At 43.5% G+C, this 24304-nt stretch carries 18 protein-coding genes and 1 tRNA gene; 7 read left to right on the top strand and 12 right to left on the bottom strand.

The genetic code is table 11. The annotated features are described in order from the left end of the window. Positions 1–23 precede the first annotated feature (23 nt). A complete protein-coding gene (locus tag DP117_RS06585; protein ID WP_169217545.1) occupies positions 24–485 on the bottom strand; it encodes a VOC family protein in 462 nt (153 codons plus the stop codon). A 164-nt stretch (positions 486–649) separates the two neighbouring features. Here DP117_RS06585 and DP117_RS06580 point away from each other — a divergent pair, with 164 nt between their 5' ends. From DP117_RS06580 to DP117_RS06565, 4 genes are all read left to right on the top strand, one after another. Beyond that, entirely contained in the window at positions 650–1168 is a 519-nt protein-coding gene (locus tag DP117_RS06580) for an inorganic diphosphatase (protein WP_169217526.1), read from the top strand. A gap of 409 nt (positions 1169–1577) precedes the next feature. Next, positions 1578–2834 carry an RNA-guided endonuclease IscB gene (iscB, locus tag DP117_RS06575; RefSeq protein WP_169217525.1) on the top strand — a complete coding sequence of 419 codons (1257 nt, stop codon included), beginning with the start codon at positions 1578–1580 and terminating at the stop codon, positions 2832–2834. A gap of 186 nt (positions 2835–3020) precedes the next feature. Next, positions 3021–3404, top strand: coding sequence for an aspartate 1-decarboxylase (panD, locus tag DP117_RS06570; protein WP_169217524.1), 384 nt, complete (start codon positions 3021–3023; stop codon positions 3402–3404). Positions 3405–3416: 12 nt separating this feature from the next. Next, positions 3417–4316 (top strand): MBL fold metallo-hydrolase, encoded by a 900-nt coding sequence (locus DP117_RS06565; protein ID WP_169217523.1) that lies wholly within the window; start codon positions 3417–3419, stop codon positions 4314–4316. Between the two features lie 126 nt (positions 4317–4442). Here DP117_RS06565 and DP117_RS06560 read toward each other — a convergent pair. From DP117_RS06560 to hisF, 3 genes are all read right to left on the bottom strand, one after another. After that, positions 4443–4515 (bottom strand) — tRNA-Ala (locus DP117_RS06560). A 110-nt stretch (positions 4516–4625) separates the two neighbouring features. Continuing rightward, a complete protein-coding gene (locus DP117_RS06555) occupies positions 4626–4817 on the bottom strand; it encodes a hypothetical protein (protein WP_169217522.1) in 192 nt (63 codons plus the stop codon). Positions 4818–4919: 102 nt separating this feature from the next. Then, positions 4920–5687, bottom strand: a complete 768-nt coding sequence (gene hisF, locus DP117_RS06550) for an imidazole glycerol phosphate synthase subunit HisF (protein ID WP_169217521.1) — start codon at positions 5685–5687, stop codon at positions 4920–4922. A 257-nt stretch (positions 5688–5944) separates the two neighbouring features. Here hisF and ruvB point away from each other — a divergent pair, with 257 nt between their 5' ends. From ruvB to DP117_RS06535, 3 genes are read left to right on the top strand one after another with little or no spacing between them, the layout of a single operon-like run. Next, a complete protein-coding gene (gene ruvB, locus DP117_RS06545; RefSeq protein ID WP_169217520.1) occupies positions 5945–7054 on the top strand; it encodes a Holliday junction branch migration DNA helicase RuvB in 1110 nt (369 codons plus the stop codon). A 40-nt stretch (positions 7055–7094) separates the two neighbouring features. Continuing rightward, positions 7095–7253, top strand: coding sequence for a hypothetical protein (locus tag DP117_RS06540; RefSeq protein WP_169217485.1), 159 nt, complete (start codon positions 7095–7097; stop codon positions 7251–7253). Continuing rightward, positions 7198–8004 carry a tetratricopeptide repeat protein gene (locus DP117_RS06535; protein WP_169217519.1) on the top strand — a complete coding sequence of 269 codons (807 nt, stop codon included), beginning with the start codon at positions 7198–7200 and terminating at the stop codon, positions 8002–8004. The genes DP117_RS06540 and DP117_RS06535 overlap by 56 nt, the downstream gene beginning before the upstream one ends. A gap of 123 nt (positions 8005–8127) precedes the next feature. Here DP117_RS06535 and DP117_RS06530 read toward each other — a convergent pair whose 3' ends face one another. The 8 genes from DP117_RS06530 to DP117_RS06495 all read right to left on the bottom strand — a co-directional run bounded on the left by DP117_RS06530 (position 8128) and on the right by DP117_RS06495 (position 24282). After that, positions 8128–10023 carry a hypothetical protein gene (locus DP117_RS06530; protein ID WP_169217518.1) on the bottom strand — a complete coding sequence of 632 codons (1896 nt, stop codon included), beginning with the start codon at positions 10021–10023 and terminating at the stop codon, positions 8128–8130. Between the two features lie 397 nt (positions 10024–10420). Further along, positions 10421–10726, bottom strand: coding sequence for an acyl carrier protein (locus DP117_RS06525; RefSeq protein WP_169217517.1), 306 nt, complete (start codon positions 10724–10726; stop codon positions 10421–10423). Positions 10727–10791: 65 nt separating this feature from the next. Next, positions 10792–12411, bottom strand: coding sequence for a PfaD family polyunsaturated fatty acid/polyketide biosynthesis protein (locus DP117_RS06520; protein WP_169217516.1), 1620 nt, complete (start codon positions 12409–12411; stop codon positions 10792–10794). Positions 12412–12728: 317 nt separating this feature from the next. After that, a complete protein-coding gene (locus DP117_RS06515; protein WP_169217515.1) occupies positions 12729–19070 on the bottom strand; it encodes a PfaB family protein in 6342 nt (2113 codons plus the stop codon). A gap of 123 nt (positions 19071–19193) precedes the next feature. Beyond that, entirely contained in the window at positions 19194–20963 is a 1770-nt protein-coding gene (locus tag DP117_RS06510; RefSeq protein ID WP_248277553.1) for an SDR family NAD(P)-dependent oxidoreductase, read from the bottom strand. Further along, positions 20956–22227, bottom strand: coding sequence for an RNA-guided endonuclease IscB (iscB, locus tag DP117_RS06505; protein ID WP_169217513.1), 1272 nt, complete (start codon positions 22225–22227; stop codon positions 20956–20958). Before iscB (DP117_RS06505) ends, DP117_RS06510 begins: the two co-directional genes overlap by 8 nt. Positions 22228–22576: 349 nt before the next feature. Beyond that, a complete protein-coding gene (locus tag DP117_RS06500) occupies positions 22577–23365 on the bottom strand; it encodes an SDR family oxidoreductase (protein WP_169217512.1) in 789 nt (262 codons plus the stop codon). Positions 23366–23589: 224 nt separating this feature from the next. Continuing rightward, the gene (locus DP117_RS06495) at positions 23590–24282 is read right to left on the bottom strand and encodes a hypothetical protein (RefSeq protein WP_169217511.1); all 693 of its coding nucleotides are present in this window, start codon (positions 24280–24282) and stop codon (positions 23590–23592) included. Positions 24283–24304: the final 22 nt, after the last annotated feature.

Below are 24304 nucleotides of genomic sequence, written 5' to 3'. Positions count from 1 at the left end.
TTTGAATTGTTTCCTCTCTCCTGCTATTGTGGATCGCAACGAATCTCTATCATAAAGCCATCGGGGTCATAGAAGTACACACCTCTACCAGTGGGACGAGTGACTGGTCCGTGAGCAATTTGTATTTGATTTTGTCTTATAATTTCAACTGCCTGCTCAAACAGCTCAGGAGCAATGTCAAAAGCTAAGTGGTATGCTCTGGTAAAAGTACGTTCTGGGTTTGGGTCTGGCGGTAATAAGTCTGGTTCCCAGAATAAATCAAGAATAGTACCATCAGGAGTGACAAAGTTAGCAACTTTCCCTTGTGCAACCAAGTCCACGAGGGTTGCAGGAACCTCATCACCCGTCAGCTCGTGCAAACCTAAAATATGACTGTAGAAGTGTCGAGAGGCTTGCATATCATGAACGTTAAAGGCGATGTGATGCACTCGTCGTAAATCACCCGAAGCAAGGACACTTTTTAGGGATTGAGGATTTGGTAACATGGCAGAACTCGATTGACTGACTGGAGGTAGAGCACTCAAACATGCAATAATGTATGGGTTCGTATAAGTTTTACAAAACCAGTAGCTCATCTTAGCTTAGAATTCTACACTGGGAGCTAAGTATAAAGCACCCCCTAATTTACTGTTAGCTGAGGAATTTTGTTGTGGACTTATCTCGTATTCCTGCCCAACCTAAACCAGGTCTGATTAACGTTCTGATTGAAATTACAGGCGGGAGTAAGAATAAATACGAATACGATAAAGAATTACAAGCTTTTGCCTTAGACAGAGTACTTTACTCGTCCGTACAATACCCATACGACTACGGCTTTGTACCCAACACTTTGGCAGATGACGGCGATCCATTGGATGGTATGGTCATCTTAGATGAGCCGACCTTCCCAGGATGCGTGATTGCAGCCAGACCAATTGGTATGCTAGAAATGATAGACGGTGGCGATCGCGATGAAAAAATCCTTTGTGTTCCTGACAAAGACCCACGTTACGCTTCTGTAAAATCCTTGAAAGACCTTGCACGACATCGACTAGAAGAAATAGCCGAATTTTTCCGCACATATAAAAACTTAGAGAAAAAAGTGACGGAGATTCTTGGGTGGCAAGATGTTGATCAGGTCTTGCCTTTAGTAGAGAAGTGTATTAAGGCTAGTGCTGGAAAAGGCTAAAACTCTGATTGAGAAATAATCTTAATCAGTGAACAATAATCAACAGATTATTGTCTAAACTGATAAGTGGTAACCCTATAGTTGACGCCACGGCTGCGCAAGAGCAGGTATGCCTGCCTTCGCCTTCGGAAAACCGCCAGTCGCTGTGAGACTGGGAGAATCCCAGGTACTTCAATGGAGAGGGGTGAATCAAACCTAATTAAATCTGTGCAAACAGATGGATTCACCCACCAGAGACAGGATTAGACCACCGTTGAGAACGTCATGACACCTACAAATTCGCTAGTTTGTAGCTCTGTCGCTGAAAGTTAAGGAATGACTGAACGGTTTATAAGTCAAGTGCTTTCAGCCGAACAAGCGTTCTCAACATTCTTGAAGCAAACATTACTGATTATCAGGTTGACAGAAGATGTCAAATTATGTGTTTTTGATTGATGCCAACAAAACACAATTAAACCCAGTCCATCCAAAACAAGCTTGTAAGCTAATGGAATCGGGAAAAGCTGCGGTGTTCAGGCATTACCCGTTCACGCTTATTCTAAATCGAGCGGTAGACAATACAATGGTGCATCCGCTTACCCTTAAGATTGATCCGGGTTCCAAGGTTACTGGAATTTCACTTGTAACCGACCAAAGCGAAGTAATCTGGGGAATGGAGTTAGAGCATCGCGGACAAGCAATTAAGGATGCGCTGCAGACTCGCCGTGCCGTGCGTCGTGCCCGTCGGTCGCGTAATACTCGGTATCGCAAAGCGCGATATCTCAATCGCAAACGTCCAAAAGGATGGTTAGCCCCATCCCTCATGCATCGCGTTCTGACGGTTGAAACTTGGATCAAGCGACTCTGCAAGTTTGTACCCATCGGCGAGATTCGGATGGAACTGGTTCGGTTTGATATGCAGAAGTTAGAGAATCCTGAAATCTCTGGAGTTGAATATCAGCAAGGAACATTAGCAGGGTACGAAGTTCGCCAGTACCTTTTAGAAAAGTGGGGGCGCAAGTGCACTTACTGTTCTAAAGAGAATGTTCCTTTGCAGATTGAGCATATTACCGCTAGAGCAAATGGTGGAAGCAACCGAGTTTCTAATCTTTGTCTCGCCTGTCACAAGTGTAATCAGAAGAAAGGGACAAAAGACCTCAAAGGTTTTCTAAAGGGAAAGCCAGATTTAGTTGCCAAAATCTTAAAGCAATCGAAAGCACCCTTAAAGGATGCCAGTGCAGTCAATTCGACCCGATGGAAACTGTTTGAGGTGCTCAGATCAACAAAATTGTCTGTCACAACCGGGACGGGTGGGCAAACCAAGTACAACCGATCTCGTTTCGGACTTGCCAAGGAACACTGGTTGGATGCTGCTTGTGTTGGGATAACAGAATCTTTAGCGATTCTGACTCAGAAAATTTTGAGTCAGAAAGCAACTGGATTTGGTACTCGTCGTCTCTGTCGCATGGACAAATTTGGATTTCCTTGTTCTAAGCCACGTCAAACCTATAACACTCCTTGGAAAACTGGCGATATCGGTAGAACAATTCAAGGTGTTGTCGGTCGCGTTGTGGTTCAAAACGAGAAGCGCTTAGAGATTCGCGTCAATGGCGTTCGTCACTATTGCAAACCTCACGAAGTAAAACCTATGCATCGGAAGGATGGATATAGCTATGCCGAGATTTAAGGAGATTTATGGTCAACAGAAGAACCGCTCATGCTTCTCCTCAGAAGTTGAGCGGGTATGCCTTGATTTAGTGACAAATATCACTCGTCAAGATGCGGGAAACCCAGCCCAGCACTGTTTCACAGCAACGCACTGACTTCCAGACTGTATAGCGCTGGCTCACTGATAACTGATGATTCAAACCCAATGCAGCGAACGCTTCTTTTGGCAAAAATTCACAACTGCACACTAACAGCAGCAAATATTAACTATGTAGGGAGTATCAGTGTAGACCAAGTTTTGTTGGAAAAAGCAGGTATCTTACCCTATGAACAAGTGCAAGTAGTAAATGTTACCAATGGCGAACGCTTCATAACTTATGCGATTTCGGCTGTAGCCAATTCAGGAGCAATTGAACTGAATGGGGCTGCAGCACGTCTAGGCATGATAGGCGATCGCTTGATTATAATGTCTTACGGGCAGTTCACTTCGGAAGAGTTAAAAACATACTCTCCCACAGTTGTGATTGTGGATAATAGAAACCAACTGTTGGAAGTGCGGCGCTACGATGACCTGCTTAGTCAGACCTAGTTTCGAGCAATTATGTCCAATCTTAAGCTGTCGCCTCCCCAGAAGTACGCAAGTCCAAAGCCTTTTCCCCAGATTTTGAGTCAAGGGTCGGAGTTTTTGGTACAATTTTGGGGTGTACGAGGTTTAATTCCAACACCAGGTAGCCACACTATCCGATATGGTGGTAACACTGGTTGTGTAGAAATGCAAGTCGGTGGAAAACACTTAGTTTTTGATGGCGGTACTGGTTTGCGCTTACTTGGAAAAAGTATGTTGCAACTGCGATCGCCTCTAAAAGCCCATTTATTTTTTACCAACTCTCAATCAAATCGTATCCAAGGATTTCCCTTTTTTGCCCCTGCATTTGTGAGCGAAAATTGCCTCCACATTTACGGAACAGCTGCTTTAAATGGAGCGTCAATTAAACAATGCTTGTGTGATCAGATGCTTCAGCCGCACTTTCCTTACCCTTTCCAGCTCATGCAATCTGAACTACACTTCCATAACTTGACATCAGGTAAGGTCGTGAAGATAGATGATATCACTATTACAACTGCAATTATAAATCACGAGCAAAAATCAATTGGTTACAGAGTCAGTTGGCAGGAATACAGTGTTGCTTACATAACAGATGTATCCAAGATAGCAAATGAAGTGGATCAAAAATACATAGCGCAGCTGACAAAAGGCGTTAATTTGCTTATTGCTAATGCAACTTACGCTCTTCCAGCCGCACGCAATTATAACAGCCCTGATTTCCACTGGGACACTGCTGTGGATTTGGCTACAACTGCTAACGTCAAACAGTTAGTCATCTCTCATCATCATCCAGATGATGACGATGATTTTCTTGATCAAGTTCAGGTTGATGTGAAATCTGTCTTTCCTAAAGCATTACTAGCTAAAGAAGGTTTAGTTTTAACTGTTGTATAGTTTTATGTTTTTCGCGCTAACAGCAAGCGTATTGTGTGATTCGCTTGACAAGTATAAGATATTCTTTCCAGACAATTTCTGCTTCTTGTCGCAACGACAAATAGTTTGCGATTCGACAATCTTAAATGGAGCTAAGCGGATTCGAACCGCTGACCCCCTCAATGCCATTGAGGTGCTCTACCAACTGAGCTATAACCCCTTGCAATAGTGCATTACAAATTATGCTTTAAGAGTTTGCTGTTTGTCAACACTGCTTATTGTTCATTGCTAATGAGTGCCATTCGGTATTAACCAATGGCAGTAAGCAATTTAAGAAACTTGTAGCAAATAGCCTATACAGTGCCCCATTAAGAAGTAAACAACTAACATAGCTGCAGCTGCTAGGGCAACCAGTGTACCAGCTAACATTAGAGAAAATTCTTTACTTTCATATGCTCTTTCCATCAGATGTAGCGACCACGCTACTAGCGCCACATCAAAGACTAAAATAGGTATCAACATATCTCTTAATATTATTAATTCTTGTTAACTTATATTAACACCGTTTTTGAGAGCTGTGTTGAACGACTACTTGATTGGTTGACAAAGATTCCAGACTTGGAATTACATTCTCACTGGAACTTGGCGATCGCACAGATAAGTTTTAATCTCAGCTATGCTTAACTGCCCGTAATGTAAAAGCGATGCCAATAATGCTGCTTCCGCTTGACCTTCTGTCAGCGTGGTATAAATATGTTCGCAATTTCCTGCACCACCAGATGCAATGACTGGAATTTGTACGGCTTCAGCAATTGCGCGAGTTAACTCTATGTCATAACCCAATTGAGTACCATCAGCATCCATACTTGTGACTAGGAGTTCTCCTGCGCCGCGTTTTTCAACTTCTTGTGCCCAAAATAGGGCATCAATGCCAGTATTTTCTCTTCCACCTCGCACATAAACATCCCAACCAGGGTGGTTGGAGTCTAGTCGTCGTCTGGCATCAATAGCAACGACTATACATTGGTTTCCAAAACGGTCACTAGCCCGATTAATAAAATCTGGGTCGCGTACCGCCGTAGAATTAATACTAACCTTGTCTGCTCCTGCTCGTAAAAGATTTTTAACATTTTCTAAGGATTGGATGCCACCACCGACAGTCAAAGGAATAAAGACCTGTTCGGCAGTTCGGTACACTACGTCGATAATAATGTCGCGGTCTTCATGAGTTGCTGTAATATCTAGAAACACTAACTCATCTGCACCTGCATCGTTGTAAACTTTTGCTAGTTCTACCGGATCGCCTGCATCCCTCAAGTTAACAAAGTTAACTCCTTTTACAACTCGTCCCGCCTTTACATCCAGGCACGGTAAAATTCTTTTCGCTAGCATGGGTAGTTTTACACTCCTTGTGTGATGATGCTCCGGAATTTTAATTTTAAATTGGTCAGAGTATTACAGAAACAACATTCTCGCATGTGAGTAGGGCTTGGGGGAAACAGCAGTATAGGGGAAAATATAAGGTGTAGGTGGTGAATTTTTGCATTGTACACTTGCACTGTGAACACTCAAGAGTTATTCCCCTACACCCAGTGCTTCTTGCGCTCAAGAGTGTAAAAGTCGTATACCAAAAGTCAACAGCAGCAATTATGGCTATTATCTCCTCAAAAAAACAGCCCCAAGAACCAAACAGACAACCAAAGCAGCCTCGTGAGGTAGCGAAAGCACCCCCGTCAGATTCTAAGGACAATCTTTTGCAACCCGAAGCAGCTGTTGATGAAACCAAGCAAGAAGAAAGTATACGACCACAGCGATTTGCTGACTATATCGGGCAAAAAGATTTAAAAGATGTGCTAGATATTGCTATCAAAGCCGCTAAGTCTCGCGGTGAAGTGCTGGATCATCTGCTGTTGTATGGTCCTCCAGGATTGGGGAAAACAACAATGGCTATGATATTAGCATCTGAAATGGGGGTAAGTTGCAAAATTACAAGTGCGCCAGCTTTAGAACGTCCCAGGGATATTGTCGGGCTACTTGTGAATCTTAAGCCAGGGGATATTTTATTTATTGATGAAATTCATCGTCTGTCGCGGATGACAGAAGAAATTTTATACCCAGCAATGGAGGATTATCGTTTAGATATTACTATTGGTAAAGGTTCCAGCACTAAGACTCGCAGCATACCGCTATCAAAGTTTACCTTGGTTGGAGCAACAACTCGTGCAGGAGCATTGACTTCACCGTTACGCGATCGCTTTGGCTTAATTCAAAAACTCAGATTTTATGAAGTCGATGAACTCAGCAAAATTGTCCTACGCAGCGCTCAATTACTCCAAACCAATATCACCGAAGATGGTGCTACTGAAGTTGCTCGTCGTTCGCGAGGAACACCACGGATTGCCAATAGATTACTGAAGCGAGTCCGTGATTACGCGGAAGTCAAATCATTTAACGAGGTGAACGAAAAAGTCGCAGCAGAAGCATTGCAACTATTTCAAGTCGATCCTTGCGGTTTAGACTGGACAGATCGTCGGATGTTAAGTGTCATTATTGAACAGTTTAATGGTGGTCCGGTAGGATTAGAAACAATCGCCGCAGCAACAGGTGAAGATACACAAACTATTGAGGAAGTGTATGAACCTTATCTCATGCAGATTGGGTATTTAAGCCGGACGACCCGTGGTAGAGTAGCAACACCCACAGCCTACAAGCATTTAGGTTTTAAACCGCCAAATGAACAGTTATCGTTGTTGCCCTAAGGGTAAGACAAGGAGACAAAGGGACAAGAAGACAAGGTGAATGCCCCTTGTCTTACCCTATTGCTTATTGCATTGGGGGCTGCTTGCTAGTTTGGCAAGTTATCGCCATGATAAATTGTGGATTTTAACCACAGATAAACCAGATGATGAGATTGATTGTTATTCTTTTAAGTCTGTTACTGGTGTTTGGGTGGAGTGAAGTTGTTATGGCACAAACTCAATCGCCCAATCGGACTCCAGAACAGTTACAGCAAGGTGATGAATTAGCGAATAAGGCAATTAGCGCAATAAATAAAGGTGATTTTGCAACAGCTGAACGGTACTGGACGCAAATTATTGAGCAATTTCCCGATAATCCAGCTGCTTGGAGTAACCGGGGAAATACTAGAGTCAGCCAAAACAAGTTGCAAGAAGCATTGGCAGATTATAACAAGGCAATAGAATTGGCACCAAATGTGACTGATCCTTACTTGAATCGTGGTGCAGCGTTGGAAGGTTTGGGAAAATGGGAAGAGGCGATCGCCGATTACAATCATGTTTTAGAACTTGATCCACTAGATGCAATGGCATACAACAATCGAGGGAATGCCTATGCTGGTTTGAGAAAGTGGAAAGAGGCGATCGCCGACTACAAAAAATCCAATGAAATTGCCCCAAATTTTGCCTTTGCCCGTGCAAACTATGTCCTTGCCCTTTATGAAACTGGTAAAGTAGACGAAGCAATTCGTGGAATGCGGAACATTCTCCGTAAATATCCTAACTTTGCTGATGTACGTGCTGCCATCACCGCCGCCTACTGGGTACAGGGAAAACAAGGTGAAGCGGAAAGTAACTGGGTGTCAGCAGTCGGACTGGATGGACGATACAAAGATATCAACTGGGTGGCAAATATTCGCCGTTGGCCCCCTAGTATGGTAACAGCTTTGAACAGGTTTTTGACACTCAAGTAATAAGTGTGTTTGGCAGAAGGCATTGTTACTAAAAGCACATTAGTTTGAAAAGCCTTCTGTCAAAAAGTTTGCGCTATTTTTACATTTATGCTCTATCAAAGTAAGTGCATAACTTAATTTCATTTAAGGCAATGCGACTTTGCAGTCACCCTCAACCGAGTTCTTGAGTTTGAGAGAGATAAAATGCCTTCCACCTAATTCAATTTGCCCATTTTCACATCCAGCTTTCAGTCTTTCGATGAGATAATTTAAATCAGGCGCTATGACATTTGTGCCATGATCCGGTTCTATCAAGCTAGCTAGGGCTATGCTATCGCCATACTCATTTGCCAGTTTTTGAATTCCCAGAAAATTGAACACTCCTGATTCATACGTTCCGCAAGGTACCGAAGGATTGTTGACTCCAGCGTAGTATTCATTTGGTTTCAACCACTCAAATGCTGGGTATCCGTGAAAATGGACAATTGGCATACCATTTTTAATTAACTCAGGTGTATGCAAAGCGGCAGACAGAGCAATAGCAATCATCACATAGACATCATAAGAAGGTTTGATGTCCACAACTTTAGAATCAATTCCCTGCGGTAATTGCAGATACAACTTTCCTTTTAAACCGATTCTAGTAATATCGCTTTCAAGATTTAAGTTTGTTTTATTTGATCCTGAACGAGAGCTAACAAGCCAGGTATCGGGAATTTGCTTAAACTTATATTCTGCTTCTAAGTAAGTTTTTATATACCATCTTCCTATTGCATTCTGACGGATTTCCTCAAAATTGAATCCTTGAACAGGAGATAAGCTTTCCCACTCATCTTCAGTCACTTCTTGCTTTCCAACGTATTGTGGAGCTTCAGCGTAGGCAACAAAGCCATAAGAGACGCCTGTTCTGCCATCCATCATTATGCTGACAATTTCTCGTTGTGATTTCCTGGGAATAACTTCACTAAGCTTTGAACCCTGAGGAAATAAACCAGTTACTACAAGTTCTTTACCCAAGTTCACTAATTTTTTTGCATAGTCAGATTGACGAGGATCATATTGTCCTAACTCAAATCGGTTCAGTAGTAGTGGAGCTATCGGAACAAAAATTTTTGGAATCAGCGAGTTTAGTACAAAACTATCTAGCTCTTTTCTAGAGAATAAAGAATCGCACAGATTCATGTTTAATACCGATATTTTTTCTCTAGAAACTCCAATAACAATCTCTGAATATGTTCTTGTTAGAGTGTTTAACCCTATTTGTATTTTCTTTTGATAGGGTAATTGAGAGTCTGCAAGTTGATTATCTATTTCCTTAAGAAGAATGACTTGAGTATTGGTAGGGTCTTCAATGCGTTGAGCTGCATGGTCTTCAGCCCAACTGGTCAACATGGCAATTCTTGAAATCGAAATTTTTCGACCTCTTGCAATTAATTGAGAATATATTTGATATATTCTTTCTGCTATAAAAATCCCTAATTTTCTTTTTAATGAAGAAGGTCTTTCAACATCAATGACCGCATTGACTCCAGCGCTGACTATTCTTGTTTTAATAGTTTTTTTCCACTTTATTATGGGAATGTTCACCTCAAAGCGAAAATCGGTTGTAGCACGTTCCCAAGGTTTGACAGTGACCCCATAATCACGCAGTTTACTCTCTAAATCTTCTCTAAATTTAAGAACTTCCTCATTCTTATACCCATCAGGCAATGGTCTAAATGTAACAGTGAGTTGTTGAGCCATCACTCTAGGATCAATGAGCGGTTGCTTCCACTCCAAAGCAGATTGCTCAACAAACCCTCCAATTAAACGACCAATCGTTTGTAAGCTGAGCGCATGTTCCAGTGGAACAGCAGTAGGAGTTGTTGGCATCTTCATATTGTGCAGCAAGCTTAGAAGCTCTTCCTTACGTGCAGTCAGTTCTGCAGAGAGTTCTGGTGTCAGTACCCCTTTTGGAGACCGAATATTTAGTTTGTCATTATTAGCTGATAATTGGACACCCTGTTGAGTAAGACTTGCTAAAAACTCTTGTGTGTTCATAGTTTCAGAATATTTAAATTGTTGTCAAAATCTAGTTTTGTAACTTCTTCAAGTATATCGGCTCTATCAATTCTTTTATGCTAAATAGGTTTTTAAATAACCTCAAAGTCTTATCCAGGCTTTTAACTTTTATTAAATACTTTTTGACTGAAGTTATCATTGGGCAAAACATTCAGGCATAAATACCATAAGGGAATCGATAGGTAAGAATTTAGGACCGGAGCCACGCCTACTCCGGAGTTCCGGTCAGAATCCAGGAGCCAGAAAAGTTTAAGCATCAGGAGTTAACTTTCACTAATGAATCTGTCGATGACACTCATGCGACAGATGAACTCTGATTACTGACTCCAGCTGTGCTGAATTCTTAGTTCAATAGATCTAAAATATCTTTAATCTCTCAAATTTCAAAAACCTCTAATTCGGCATCTTTAGATTCTTCGGCTAAGCGCTGAGCAAGCGACTCAATCGTGGGATAATGCCAAAGCAGAGCAGGAGAAAGTCGAAATCCAAGCATCTTCTCTGCTCTAGTAGCGATAAGCATTCCCTGCGCTGAGTCCAAGCCGAAGCTATCAAAAGGCAGTTGGGTGTCTATGTCATTGGGTTTGACTCCTAGCTGCTCAGAAAACTGAGAAACTAACCAAGATTGAATTGCCTCTGCAGATAATGGCTGGTTGGCAGTTGGTTCGGAAGTAAACTGGTTCATCGGTATACCTCTTATTGAAAGAAAGCTAAACTTATTTCAGGCAATTAAAAGAAAATGAAACAAGATTATTTGAGAGGAGCTGGACAATACTGGCTGTAGTAGGCTGGCATATGCAGTCCATGAACTTTCAAGCTCTGTATCCGGTGTAAAAATGCAGCTCCGGTCATAATGTTATGAGCCACATCTACGACTCTGCGATTGTGCGGCTCAGCCAGGTAAGACCCCTTCACCCAATCATTGAAGCCTCCCATTGCTGGTCCACACCAGATTTGGTAGTCAACTTCCCGGCCTTTTTCTCCAGAGTTAGACCAACGGGATGCTAATCCCAGATACCAACGGAAAATCAATGCCATTTTTTGCTTGGGATTGTTGGCGGCTCTGGTTATTTGTTCGGGGTCGCGTTGAGTAAAGAAAGCTACAGTATCATCCCAAACAACATCCAGACTTCTTCTAAAAATTTGTTTTTCTAACTTCTCTCTTTCCTGGGGGGGAATTGTTTCAATTGAGTCGTAAGTTCTGTACACCTCATACAATTTCTGAGCGCGGACACCGAAGAGTGTGCCTCGTTTGAGCACTTGTAGTTTGACACCCATTTCAAACATATCTGCTGCCGGTGCCATCATCACGTCGGGCATCTGGGCTTGAGCTAATAATTGCTTGGTATGTTCAGAAGCTGCTGCTTCAATGCAGGACTGGTTAACCGACCCAGTGACAACATAGGCAGCACCCATGATAAAAGCAGCTAAGGCAGACTGGGGCGTTCCAATTCCTCCGGCAGCTCCTACTCTGACAGGTCTGGCGTAACCATACTTTTCCTGAATTTCATCTCTGAGGCTAAGTATGGAAGGAAACAGACAGACCAAAGGTCGATTATCTGTGTGTCCTCCAGAATCTGCCTCGACGGTGATATCATCAGCCATAGGAACTTGTTCTGCCAGGGCTGCCTGTAACTCTGTAAGCCGTCCCTGATTAACCAATTCTTTGAGGATTTTGGTTGCAGCGGGCTGGAGAAATTGGGTTGCAACTTCTCGTCGAGAAACTTTGGCAATGACTTTGTGCTTAATCTCAATTTGATTGGCAGAATTAAGACTGAGTCCCGCCGCCCGGTAATAGACGATGTTGGGGGTTAAATCCAGGAATGCAGAAGCTTCTACAGTTCTAACACCATATTTGAGATACAGATCAACTGCACCGCGTTCTAAGGCTTGTTCATTCGGACTGTGGATCAAATTAAAAGCATAAGGTCCCTGAGGTAGCGCTCGTTGAATGCGCTGAATAGCGGCTTCGATCCGAGCAGGTCTCAGTCCACCAGCACCAAATGAACTCAAAATTCCCTCTCTTCCCAGAGCAATCACTAATTCCTCAGAGGAAATGCCCCCAGCCATCGCCCCTGTGGCATAGGCATATTTCACCCGGTGAAACGCCCGGAACTCTGGGTCGCCTAACTGTTGAGGAGGTAGTGGTGGCAGGGCGATCAGGGGTTCTACTTGTCCGGTTTTGGCATCATTCGCACGATAGAAATCAGCTTCGTTAGTAAACCCAATTTTTCCGTCAACCCTAACAACATAACAAGGTTTCTCTAAATCCAGCAGTTTTGCCTTGATGTCCGCATGGTCAAAAGATACAAAATCTAAGGGGTTTTTTTCTACAAGATTATGACCAGTTAGGTTTTCTGAAAACCTCATATCATTTTTATGAGTTGATACAAATAAGCTTGTCACCTTTTTCGCCTCATTACGGAAAATAAAGTTAAGTTTAGGACTTAAGCACGCTCTCAAATTGACAATCATGTGTACAAAGAGATTTTGTCGTTTCAGCGTATTGGCGATTACCCTCAAGTAGATAGCGAGCGATCGCTAGTAGTGAAAAAATCAAACTTTAATGTCTGAAAAGCTCAAAACCATACTTGATTATTTATGTCAATGCTTAAGTCCTGAAGTTCACTTTGTCACGACTTGGGGATCAGCTCTACCCGTCGGGTGTTTATGCTAGGACTCTACGCTTAGGAAGGCTTTTCTACCAACCGAAGACCAACATTTTTAATCATCGCAATTGTTCTGCCCTCAAAAATCACAGATGCATCTGCTCTGACCAAAGGTTGTGGTTCAAGACCAATTTCAGTGACTTCCAGTTGAAAAGTCAGTGTGGCAGAAGTCGGCTGAATCTGCCCACGATAGCGTCCTATTTGGGGAATATGAGGAATTGGCTGAGCCCAAGCGTTGTTGGTACGGGTCTGCAACCCAAGATACAACATATAAACTCCCAGAAGTTGAGTACACGCATCACTAAGTAAAGTACCGGGCAGACAGAAGTCATCTTTAAAATGACAGTGGAAATACCAGTGCTCTGGGTCTATGGTTTTTTCCGCTACAAGTAAACCTAACCCCCAAGCCCCTCCTTTTGGATCAAAGGACGTGACTCTATCGATCATGCACATGGGTAGTGGAGGTAAACGAAATGTTAAGTTTTTACCATTTTGTTCATAATGTTCTCCAAAACATGCAGCGATATTTCCTGCCCTTATGTGCGACAAATCCTCCTCGTTAAAAGACGACTTTTGGCAGACTAGCAATGGTTCAAAATGTTGCTTTTGAATTTTTAGTCTCTCTTGCTTCTCTCGCTCACTAAGAATAATTCCTTGTCCTTTCTTGAGAACTTCGTCGGAGAAAAATCCCCCACCGCTTTCCATTCTCATAATGATTCTCTCGCCCACGAAGCACTCGTAAGTAAAGAAAAACAGTAAGGTATCGCCGCTTCTAGAAAAAGAATTGATATTGACTTTGCAACGGAGGGTTTCTCCTACTACGGGCATATCACCTAGAAATGTCGTGGTACCACCGATATTTCGATAAATCCGTTGACCTTTAGTTTCAAAATCAACACCTAGATAACTGACCAAGAATATATTGGCGTGGGAAGCTTCCAGAGGTATTGCAGCGGGGACTTGTTGGCCATCAATGGCGTACCATGCATCTAGAGGAATATCGTATTCTGTTTCGATTGAGCAAGGTTCAAAGCAGCCGCGTTTGGCATCTAATTTAGTGACTCGGCTAATAAAAAGATAAGGAGGCATTGGCACCCGCGTACACCTCGGATAAGAATCGATGATTTCATACTCTTTACCGAAGACTCGTGAAAGTTTCCCACAAGCAGATTCAAGTACCGCAGCTTCATCAAACACAACGTTGGCAGGTGGCTGAGGGTTCCCAAAAAAGTTAGACAAGCTTAACTCATACGAGGTTGCATTCTGCTGTGGCATTTGATGCGAGGGTGGGGAATACTCCTGAGGCGGGGATATCTCTACAGAACTCTCCGCGTTACCACCTCTACCCTGAACCGCGTCGAGTACAGTGTTTGACTCCAAATTGGTATCAGGTGGCTTTTGGGATGTAGAAATTTGACTTGTAGAAGTCTGTTGTGTTTGATGCATCAATATCTGAGCCACTGGTGGAAAGCCTTGGCTTTCTTGAGGATTTTCCTGGGTAGGCTGGTCGTCTTGCAGGCGTTGTGAAACAGCGATTTGCTGTTGAATCATCTGGCTCATTTGCTGTAACGACTGTAGTCTTGCTTGCAAGAACGCAGCATGAGCCGAAAGGGGGGTGTTTTTGCTCAACTTTTGGTAATTAAGGCTGTATGCATTAGAAGAAATTTCTGCTGGCACATGTTCAGTCGTTTCCTGATGAGAGGAGTGCGTAAGTTGGGAGTTTTTTTGTTTCATCGGCTGAAGATTATGTGTAACAGGCGCTTGAGGTTGGTGCTTATGATGACTACCGTTAGTTTTCTCTTGCCCTGATTTCCCCGGCTGCTTGCTTTGAGAGATTCTTGTCATTTCTTGAACGGTGTTTTTTAATGCTATGGAGACCGCTCTTTCGACTGGGGGCTTCTGATGGGGTAAGGGCTGATGCTGCTGCCAAGTGTGTTGAGTCAGGACAGGTAAAGCTAGATTCGCAAAACGTTTTTGGTTTTCCTCGGTCAAAATCGCTGCACTGATCCGGGGACCTCCCAAGGTGATGGTTTTCACGAGAGATTTTTTTGGAGTAAGACTTTCTTTAACTTCACCGTACAGTGAAGATAGATTCACAGGGACTTGATGACTGAGTAGCTGCGCCAAAACTCTAACAATTCCTGTATGATCATCCACGCCTCGGCGATTGATGGACATTGCAACATGCTCTTTTTGCTTGAGGCTTTCCCGAATCCAGCGAGAACAGCTACCTCCGGGACCTAGCTCAATAAAAATGCGCACACCATCTTCATAGACTCGGTTAATTAATCCAGGAAAATCCACAGGCTGACAGATTGCTTTAGCAATGGTGTGAGCGATAGACTGACTATCGAGTGTGATGGATTTGTCATCCGCGGCCCAATAAAAATTGAGCGGCGGCTGGTTTTGAACCGGAAAGTTAAGCCATTTTACCAGCTCATCGTATTCGGAGTGCATGACCTCACAGTGAATAACATCACTGACAGGTGCAGGGAAATAATCACATTGCAAATGTTCAATCAGCCTTAGACAACCTTGCTTGTTACCAGCAATAACCACCTCTTTGGGAGTGTTAATGTGAGTTAGGTAAACATGGTTTTCATGCTTCAAGATTTCTCTAACCTCAGATGCAGAAGTCATGAGCACATAACTACTCCAAAAATCTTCGCTTGCAGGTTCTTGACTTTGAGGCAATCCCCAAGCTTCGCGAACTGCATTTTTGGGACCTGATAACCGGGTTTTGAATAAAGAAGATAATTCAAAGTTATCGGCTGAGCCTTCCATCCTACCCCAGACATCCAGCGCAAAAATCATGCTGACTTCACCAAGGCAGTACCCTAGGGCAGACTGGGGATGTACCTGGAAATAATCTCTCATAACTGTGGTATGCCAATGTGCGGACAGCACTCCAGCCAGAAGCATAATCATCGAATTATCCGCCAGTTGCATATCCAAAGCTTCCAGTTGCCGCTTTGATAATCGCTTTAAGCTTCTTGGATAGAAAAGTTTATTCGATAAATGCAGAAGCTTGTTTAGCGGTTTAGCAGAATCATACTGAGCAAGGTCATTATAGACTTTGGAATACATTTTGGGAAACAGATGGCTCAAATCTTTGCACATACCTAGGTAGGCGTTGAACGTACCAGGGTAGACAAAGGCGACGTTACCGTTTTTACCCAAGGGTCTTGCTGTAAAATAGCTGCCTAGCGGGGTCTTCCAGTCTCCGTCTTCCTCAAAGGCTTTCGTAACACCCTTGAGGGCGCGTTGGATTTCCTGACTCAGTTCGTGTTTATTGTGTCCGACGATCGCCAGCTTATATGTTGGTTGAGGATGCTTTTGAAATGCTTCAAAGGCTTGAGATGCTGCTATGGTTAGTTCAGAACACTGAGCGATCGCAAGCTCTTGCTTTCTCAACTGCTCCAATAGCTCTGATTGATTAGCTGCAGCCAGGGGAAACAGATAAAATGGAACTTGTTCTAAATACCGATTGCTGCGATTTTGCTGAGTTGGGTCTTCTGACAAAATCAAATGGGCGTAGCTGCGATCTATCCCGAGTCCATTAATCGCCGCAACTCTCTTGACGATTGTTTCTTCTAAAGACCATAGTCTGGATTCACAAGCGACATAAAACGGGCTACCCTGCCAAGCCTCTGGTTTCTTGGGACCAGACCATTGAGGTGTTGCAGGAATATATCGGTTGTATAAGCAGAGCGCAGTTTTGATTAAACTTGCCATGCCTGAAGCAGCATAAGTATGACCAATATTGGCCTTGACACTGCCGATAGCACAGCTTAATTCAGACCCAGAGGTTTGATAAGCTCGTAGTAACCCACCAATCTCTGCTTCGTCTTCCTGAGCTATGCCAGAGCCAAAGACTTCGAGATAACCGATGTCTGTAGGCTTGATGCCTGCTTGCTGGAAAGCATGCAAGCAGGCAAGGCTTACGGGTTCTGCTACTGGCGACTGTGGGAGAGTATCTGTAGTTTCTAAAGGGGAATTTTCTTGAAGTATACTAATTGCATCAATCACCGCATAAATGCAGTCTTGATTTTGTTTGGCTGTATCCAGGCGCTTTAAGACGACAGCTCCCGCACCTTCACCAACCAGCCAACCATTGGCGTCGCGGTCGTAACTCAGCGTTGGTTTGCCCGTATTGATTTGGGCTATTTGGTTGCGAAATAGAACATTTTCAATGCCACCTGTCAAATCGACAGCTCCCACAACGACTGCATCCACCTTGTTTTCGGTAAGCAGCATTTGGGCAATGTCTAGCGCCTTAAAAGTTGAATTTTCTTCCGCTGATACTGTAAATGAAGGACCAGAAAAATTCCACAAGGCGGAAATCCGACTGGCCATAATATTGCCAATGAAGCTTATGCACTGGTTGACCTTGATATGCACATTTTTGTTGAGGCTGTTATGAGCAGCAATGGTTTCCAGTTCAGAGTTGGTGAGGCTATTATTAGCAATGGTTTCCAGTTCCTTTATTTTCTCAGGAGGCAGGGGGATATTAGCTTGAGCAACGCTTTTTTCGGTTTGCCAAGATATATCACATCGAGCTCGCACTTTGTGGGCAGTCAGTTCGGTTCCCATGGCGACGATCACAGCCACGTTTGCCCCTTCTTCAAGTCCGGCATTTTTGATGGCTCCCTCAGCAACCTGCATAATTAAGAGTTGTTGGGGAATCGGTCGCTCAGCTTCATCAGGAGGAATTCTGGAACGCAGATAGTCCATTTTAAAATTTTTGATATAGGCTCCTAATGGAGCCTCAGCGCTGGTCAATTTATAGTCTTTGAGCAATTGCTGTTGCTCTTCAATGCCCTGCCAGCGAGTATCAGGAAGAGGAATGAACTGTTGGGAACCGTCATAAATGCAGCGCTCGAATGCGTTCAAGTTCTCACAGGGACCAAAAAAGGCCTCCATGCCCACAATCGCCATTTTTTCAGGTTGTGCTGATGTACCTTCTTCTGTTCTCGGCGATGGAATTGAAGTACTCTGATTTCCTCGCTCAAGAATGAGGTGCGAGTTGGTTCCGCCAAAACCAAACGCACTGACGGCTGCGCGTTTAAGCGTAGGTTGCCCAGGCCAAGGTGTGGCACATTTTACCACGTTTTCAGCGGCGATGATATTATTGTCAGAGGATAAGGATTCACGCACATGAATGGTTGGGGGAATCAGACCCTCATTCATACTCAGGATAACTTTGATCAGGCTGGGCATCCCAGCAGCAGTCAGGAGGTGACCCAGGTTAGATTTGACAGAACCGATCAGTGGTGAAGCTCCATACTGACCGAAGAACGTCTCCATTGAATTGAGTTCAGTGCGATCGCCTAAAGGGGTTCCAGTTGCATGGCATTCTACATAATCGATGCTTTGGGGATTAATCCCTGCCTCGGCATAAGCGCGTTCAAAAGCAAGAATCTGACCTTTTGGATTCGGGCTAAGAAAATGTTTTCCTCTGCCGTCGTTGGATAAGCCAGCACTCAGGATTGTGGCGTAAATCTGATCGCCATCTCTCTTGGCATCACTGTATCGTTTGAGAACCAGCATGCCCGCTCCTTCTCCAGTCATCAGTCCACCAGAAGAGTTATCCAAGGGACGACCTATACCATCATCTGGGTACGCCTGGAAGAGGGAAAATACCGAATGGGTCATAAACGGGTCGGTACAGCTGATGGCTCCCGCTAACATCAAGTCAGCTTTCCGGAATCTCAGGTACTCACACGCCAGCCTGATAGCGTACAACGATGAAGCGCAAGCAGCATCCAGGGAAAAATTGATGCCCGATAAAGATAGCGCTTGGGCAACAATGGCTGACGGATAGCCAGCCGTCAAGATATTGAGCGGGGATATGTTATCCGGTAAAAGCAATTTTTCCAACTGGAAATCTTGATGATGCAAAAGCGCCTGAATCGCTGAATCAACAACTCTTTGATAAATGGGAGCAATCAGACGATATGAATATCTTGTAGGAGAAGAGAGGTTTCCTAAAATGACCCCGCATTTTGAAAGAGCCGAAGGATTTCCTAAATAACCGCTATCCTGTAAAGCTTGTTTCGAGACATAGAGAGACCATTGATAGATAGGATCTAAACTTTTCAATAACTCTGGAGAAATTCTATAGCCAGTTGGATCGAACTTAAAATTTCTGATATATCCGCCTCGCTTGCAATAATATTTCCCCGTTTCTGTCGTTCTTCCTTTTATGGGATCATAAAGCAGGTCAGGCTCGACTCCCATTTGTTCTTCAGTTGCTAAGGCTACTGAATCTTTCCCTGTGACAAGATTATGCCAAAACTGCTTGGGGGTTTGAGCATCAGGAAAGAGGCAGGATAATCCGATAATTGCAATTTTTTCCATGATTTAGTTTGTTGGTAAAAATAGGTTTGCATACTCTTAATGACACGAGATTGCTTTAACCTACGTTTTGATGATTTTTCTTGAAAAAAGCTGAATATAACCTATTTTTTGGGATATCAATGATTATTTCTTCTCTAAAAATTTCAAACTTTTACTAATAGTAAACTTAACACCTGATAGATGCATATAGATTTCCCCTAGACTATCGTAGGTTGTGATATCACAAATAATTTGCGTTTCTGTCTTGATTTTTATCTCCAAAGTAGCCCAAAAATGTTGGTCAAATGGAATACTTTTAAACTGTGTAATTTGCTGAATTTCTGAAGGTAAACAGCCGACTTGATGTAAATGTTGACTCCAAATCAAGGCGCTTTGAACTAAAACGTCAGCTGTGTAGGGATTAAAGGGGTGCGACCGAAACTGACCTTGTTGTTTATTTTCGATTTTTGGCAAAATACACTGCATCGTTAGTGATTTTTCATTGATATCCAAAACTCGTTCTATTCCCTGAAAAGTTAATCCATGAAAAAGGGTTTTACTTTGATAAAGAGACAATCCTGTAATTGTCTTGCTTGAAGTATTATCGACTGGATTATAGACAGGTGAAGCAGAGCTTTGTTGGCGAAGTTCTACCAAACCAGTGTAATGAAAGCGAATTTTACCTTTTTCTTTTTCGCTCCATATTCTAACCTCAAACGTGACTTCATTTGCATCAGTTTTGGTTACTTCTCGCACATCTAAAATGAACTCATTTGCCTGGGTACCGTCAAAAACTATGCCCTTTAAAACTTGGAAATTTTCTAAACGGAAAAATTTATAACCGGGATAGAGCTGTTCGCAGCTATTGATAATCCAGGATACAGCACATGTGGCAGGCAAAACTGGATTGCCACCAATGACGTGATCTTGCAAAAATGGATTAGCTTCTAGGGTTAAGCGGCGACGGATGCGGTAGCTACGTAACTCGGGGTCTAATGCCTCAGCAGGTGGAGTTAGCGGGCTACCGATGATCACTTGCGCTGTTTCATGATGGGCAGCACTCAGTTCTTCAACCAGCATTTGGGCTCCAACTTCAATGGGAATCACTTCAATATTGCGCTGGGCGAATGCCTTCTTTAATTCCGGAGTAACCATACCACTGTCCCAAGGACCCCAGTTAATTGCCACTACATGGCAGTTGGGATGGTACTGCTTAACGAGATGAGCAGATTTGTTGAGGATTTCGTTGGCGATCGCGTAGTCAGTCTGACCAGCATTGCCATAAAAGCCAGCAACAGAAGAAAACAGCACTAAATAATCGAGTTGACTCAAACTCACGCTACTCAACAAATTTTCTAAACCCTTGACTTTGGCAGCAAAAACGGTTTCAAAATCCTGTTCTGTTTTCTTTTCAATCAACTTATCCGCGAGATTTCCGGCTCCGTGAATGATGCCGGTAATCGGTCCTAGGCGCTCAACAGCAACAGCAAGCTTCTCCCGTAGGGTCACAGGATTGGTCACATCTACGCTTAGATATTCTGCCTGACTGCCTACTTGTTCAAGCGTAGAGAGCGTTTTTTGGATTTCTCGTCGGGATGAAATCGTGTTAAACACTTTTTGTACTTTCATCGGTGTAGGTTTCTCTCCTTGAGCAAGGAGGTCTTCCATAATCCGTTTTTTTAATTCGGATTCACTTAGTGAATCCCTGACCCAAGCTGGCTCAATTGGGGCGTTCTCTGAACGTCCCAGCAAGATCCATTTGCATCGATAACGCTGGGCTAATCTGATCACACACTGAGCGGTAATCCCTTTGGCACCGCCGCTGACAAGAAAAACAGATGATGGGTTAGAAATTGTCACTTGATATCTGGATATATCTGTACATATGTGGTCATTTTGTCCAGATTCATGCATAGTCGTAACCATCCTTACGATGAACAGGCGTTAAGTAGTCCAATTTGATTGACCTCCGTTTTTTATTGATCACAAACTCTCCGTAACCATGCGACATTGGGCAAACTCGGGCGGTAAAAGTTCCTGTATATTTACCTTTGGGAACATCAGCCCGAACAATGTCACCAGTTGAAAAACCAAGTATTGGACGCAATGGGCGGTGTTTTTGTGGGTAGCCAAATTTGTTTGTCTGACATCGCTGTCTACCACCAAAACCAGTTGCTTTTACCTTTAGAATTTTGGCGGTGACCAGTTTTATGGTTCCGACCACACCAACACAAGCTGCATCAATCCAATGAGCTTTGGGTAATTCAAAACGAATCCGGTTGAACTTGGTTTGCCCTCCCGTCCCAGTGCTGACAGGTAAGTCGAAAGATTTCAAAGCACTGAAGAGTGCCCATCTGGTAGCATTTACAGATGCTGCATCTTTCAATGGTGCTTTGGCTTGTCTCAATACTCGGTTCAACACGTCTGACTTACCTTTTAAGAAATCCTTAATATCCTTGTTTCCTTTGCGTTGATTGCACTTGTGGCAAGCTAAGCAAAGGTTAGATATTCTGTCAGACCCACCTTTTGATTTTGGTTGGATATGCTCAATCTCAAGAGAAACGTCTTTAACACCACAATAGGCACACTGCCGATTCCATTTCTCTAACAAATACTCACGACACTCATAACCGTGCAACGTTCCTTGCTGGTACTCAGTTCCAGATATTTCAGGATTTTGAATAGCTTGAGTATCGAACTTCACTAATTCCTGAGCAAAAGAACCAATAGGAGCAAACTTTTGCAAACGTTTGACCCAAGTCTCAACTGTTAAAACACGATGCCGCAATGATGGAGCTAACCAACTATTTGGACGTTTGCGATTGAGAAATCTTGCTTGTCTATAACGTGTATTGCGGTTCCGGCGTCCTCTACGCATTGCTAGGCGATGTTCTAGGGCATCTTTGATTTGTTGACCTCGATGCTGTAGCTCCATTGCCCAAACAACATCACCTTGATTAGTCACCAGAGCAATACCAGTAAACTTAGAACCAGGGTCGATTTTGAGCGTAAGCGAATACACATTGGGATTTTCAATAGGTCGCTTCAAAATCAGTACAAACGGATAACGCCTAAAGACGGCTGCTTTTCCAGAGTCTAGTAGTTTCCTTGCGTGTGCTGGATGTACTGGATTGAGTGGAACTTTGTTTTGGTCAATGAGAAAAACGTAATTTGACATATTCTGTCAGCCTTATTACTAAGTAATGTTTGCCTCGTCAAAGTTGAAAGAGCTTGTTAGGACTGCCACACGCGAATCTGTATGTAATTAATTCGTGCCTTAATGACAATCGACAGAGCAACAAACTGGCGTTCATTTATTAGTGTCATGACTCAATCAACGTAGGTCTTAGACCTTAGACTGCACGCTCGTAGCATCTCCCCAAATTGGGTATGTTTGGGGAGATGTGGGGATACATCTACGAGCGGTTAATTTGAGCTTTCGATATCATGAACCCAATTTTGAATTTTAAAGTTTGAGTTTTGAATTGATTACTAAAGAAGTTTTGGTTTCTTTAAAAGAGGCAAGCTTAACTATTAATTCCTGAATTCAGACTGTAGCTGCCTGCGCCCACCATAAAACCGCCGTCCACTACTAGAGTGTGTCCGGTCACAAACGAAGCGGCATCCGAGGAAAGCCAGACTACTGCTTGGGCAACCTCTTCCGGAGTTCCAAAACGTCCGGCAGGTACTACGCTCTTGACCCAAGCTTCAAGCTGATCGTCGATGGCGAGCATTGGCGTTAGGATCCAACCTGGACAAACCGCGTTGACGCGGATACCTACTCTTGCGTATTCCACAGCAGCAGCTTTAGTTAACCCAACTACACCATGCTTACTTGTTGTGTAGGCAGGAAAACGTTGTAATCCGCTTCTTAAACCAGCTACCGACGCCATGTTGATTATGGAGCCACCACCTTGCTGTCGCATTTCGGGAATCTCGTATTTCATACACAACCACACACCTTTTAAGTTGATGTTGATCACTCGATCCCAGTTTTCTTCAGTGCAGGCAGCCGTTGCAGCGGTGTTTCCGTCGATTCCAGCATTGTTAATGGCGCAATCGAGCGAGCCATAGAGCGCGACCACTTTCTTGATCAAAGTTCTAACCTCAGTTGCCTTAGAGACATCAGTTGGAACGAAGATTGCCTCACCGTTGGCTTCTTGGATGAGGTGTACTGTTTCTTCACCTCCCTTAATACCCACATCGGCAATGACAACTTTCGCTCCTTCTCTGGCCATTGCTAGTGCCGTAGCTCTACCAATTCCTGAGCCGCCACCAGTCACCAAAGCAACTTTTCCGTCTAGCTGTGCTGTCAATTGAATCACTCCCTAAGTGTGCTAAGTTTTTTGCTCAAACTTCTATGATTAAGGCGCAAGCCTTGCTTATGGGCTACTTTACTTGCCTTGAAGCTAACGGTAACGTTTATGAAAGTTGGATGAAAATCTCAAACTTACTTAAAAAGAGAGGGGCTTCGCCCTAAAAACTGGGCTACGCCCACTGCCCTAAAAATCTGGTAACCTTTTACCCATTTTCAGATCAGCTAAAGCTCACTGATAAGGGTTGTTCTTCCCTGAGAACTATACCCAACTTCGGTGTGATTGCGATTCGGGTCATGCAGTTCGGCAATGATGGCCTGAACTGACTGCTCAGCATTGAGATTGGGACTCAAATCGAGCGCTCGGCAAAACACAGATTTCCATTCAAAGTTTAGGGATTTAGTCAATCCAAACAAACCAGCGCTGATCGCGCTAAATTTTACGTTTTGTTGCAAACCGAATGCTCCATCGAGACGAGTAGCGGTGAGAAAACAACTGTTTCCTTGGCAGGATGCTTGGTTGAGCGATTGTTTGAGATGTTTAGCCATGAGAAAGATCTGCTTGACGATCGCCTTATCCGCTTCTAGATAACAGACTTCACCGTTCTCGCTGACCGGGAATAAAGGATGTAGATGGATAAAAGCGCCAATGGAACCGTAGGTTGCCGTTATTCCAGCTAAGTGTTGTTTAAGACAATCCTCGCTCAGATTTTCAAGTACCACTCGACTGATGCCTTCAGGTAAAGGAGATTGTTCAGCAATCAAGAATTGGGGAAAACTCAAAACTACAATCTTCCATCCTTGTGCAGTCAGGGACTGTGCTAATTTCGTGGTAGTCACAGAGCCGTCATCAGTGAGCAAGCAAATGTGATGTTCTGGTAAGGAAAAATCTAGATAGTCAGGTTCAGGTAAGACCATTAGCCTGACTAGGCTGCGTTGA

Source organism: Brasilonema sp. UFV-L1, assembly GCF_012912105.1.
Classification (GTDB): domain Bacteria; phylum Cyanobacteriota; class Cyanobacteriia; order Cyanobacteriales; family Nostocaceae; genus Brasilonema.
Note: the sequence above shows the minus strand (reverse complement) of the source record. Positions and strands in the feature narration are given on the sequence as shown.

Bases quoted from the DNA above. Each gene is read 5' to 3' on its own strand.
- DP117_RS06585 (WP_169217545.1), bottom strand. From the start codon at position 485: ATGTTACCAAATCCTCAATCCCTAAAAAGTGTCCTTGCTTCGGGTGAT.
- iscB (WP_169217525.1), top strand. From the start codon at position 1,578: ATGTCAAATTATGTGTTTTTGATTGATGCCAACAAAACACAATTAAAC.
- panD (WP_169217524.1), top strand. From the start codon at position 3,021: ATGCAGCGAACGCTTCTTTTGGCAAAAATTCACAACTGCACACTAACA.
- DP117_RS06565 (WP_169217523.1), top strand. From the start codon at position 3,417: ATGTCCAATCTTAAGCTGTCGCCTCCCCAGAAGTACGCAAGTCCAAAG.
- DP117_RS06555 (WP_169217522.1), bottom strand. From the start codon at position 4,817: ATGTTGATACCTATTTTAGTCTTTGATGTGGCGCTAGTAGCGTGGTCG.
- hisF (WP_169217521.1), bottom strand. From the start codon at position 5,687: ATGCTAGCGAAAAGAATTTTACCGTGCCTGGATGTAAAGGCGGGACGA.
- ruvB (WP_169217520.1), top strand. From the start codon at position 5,945: ATGGCTATTATCTCCTCAAAAAAACAGCCCCAAGAACCAAACAGACAA.
- DP117_RS06540 (WP_169217485.1), top strand. From the start codon at position 7,095: ATGCCCCTTGTCTTACCCTATTGCTTATTGCATTGGGGGCTGCTTGCT.
- DP117_RS06535 (WP_169217519.1), top strand. From the start codon at position 7,198: ATGATGAGATTGATTGTTATTCTTTTAAGTCTGTTACTGGTGTTTGGG.
- DP117_RS06530 (WP_169217518.1), bottom strand. From the start codon at position 10,023: ATGAACACACAAGAGTTTTTAGCAAGTCTTACTCAACAGGGTGTCCAA.
- DP117_RS06525 (WP_169217517.1), bottom strand. From the start codon at position 10,726: ATGAACCAGTTTACTTCCGAACCAACTGCCAACCAGCCATTATCTGCA.
- DP117_RS06520 (WP_169217516.1), bottom strand. From the start codon at position 12,411: ATGAGGTTTTCAGAAAACCTAACTGGTCATAATCTTGTAGAAAAAAAC.
- DP117_RS06515 (WP_169217515.1), bottom strand. From the start codon at position 19,070: ATGGAAAAAATTGCAATTATCGGATTATCCTGCCTCTTTCCTGATGCT.
- DP117_RS06510 (WP_248277553.1), bottom strand. From the start codon at position 20,963: ATGCATGAATCTGGACAAAATGACCACATATGTACAGATATATCCAGA.
- iscB (WP_169217513.1), bottom strand. From the start codon at position 22,227: ATGTCAAATTACGTTTTTCTCATTGACCAAAACAAAGTTCCACTCAAT.
- DP117_RS06495 (WP_169217511.1), bottom strand. From the start codon at position 24,282: ATGGTCTTACCTGAACCTGACTATCTAGATTTTTCCTTACCAGAACAT.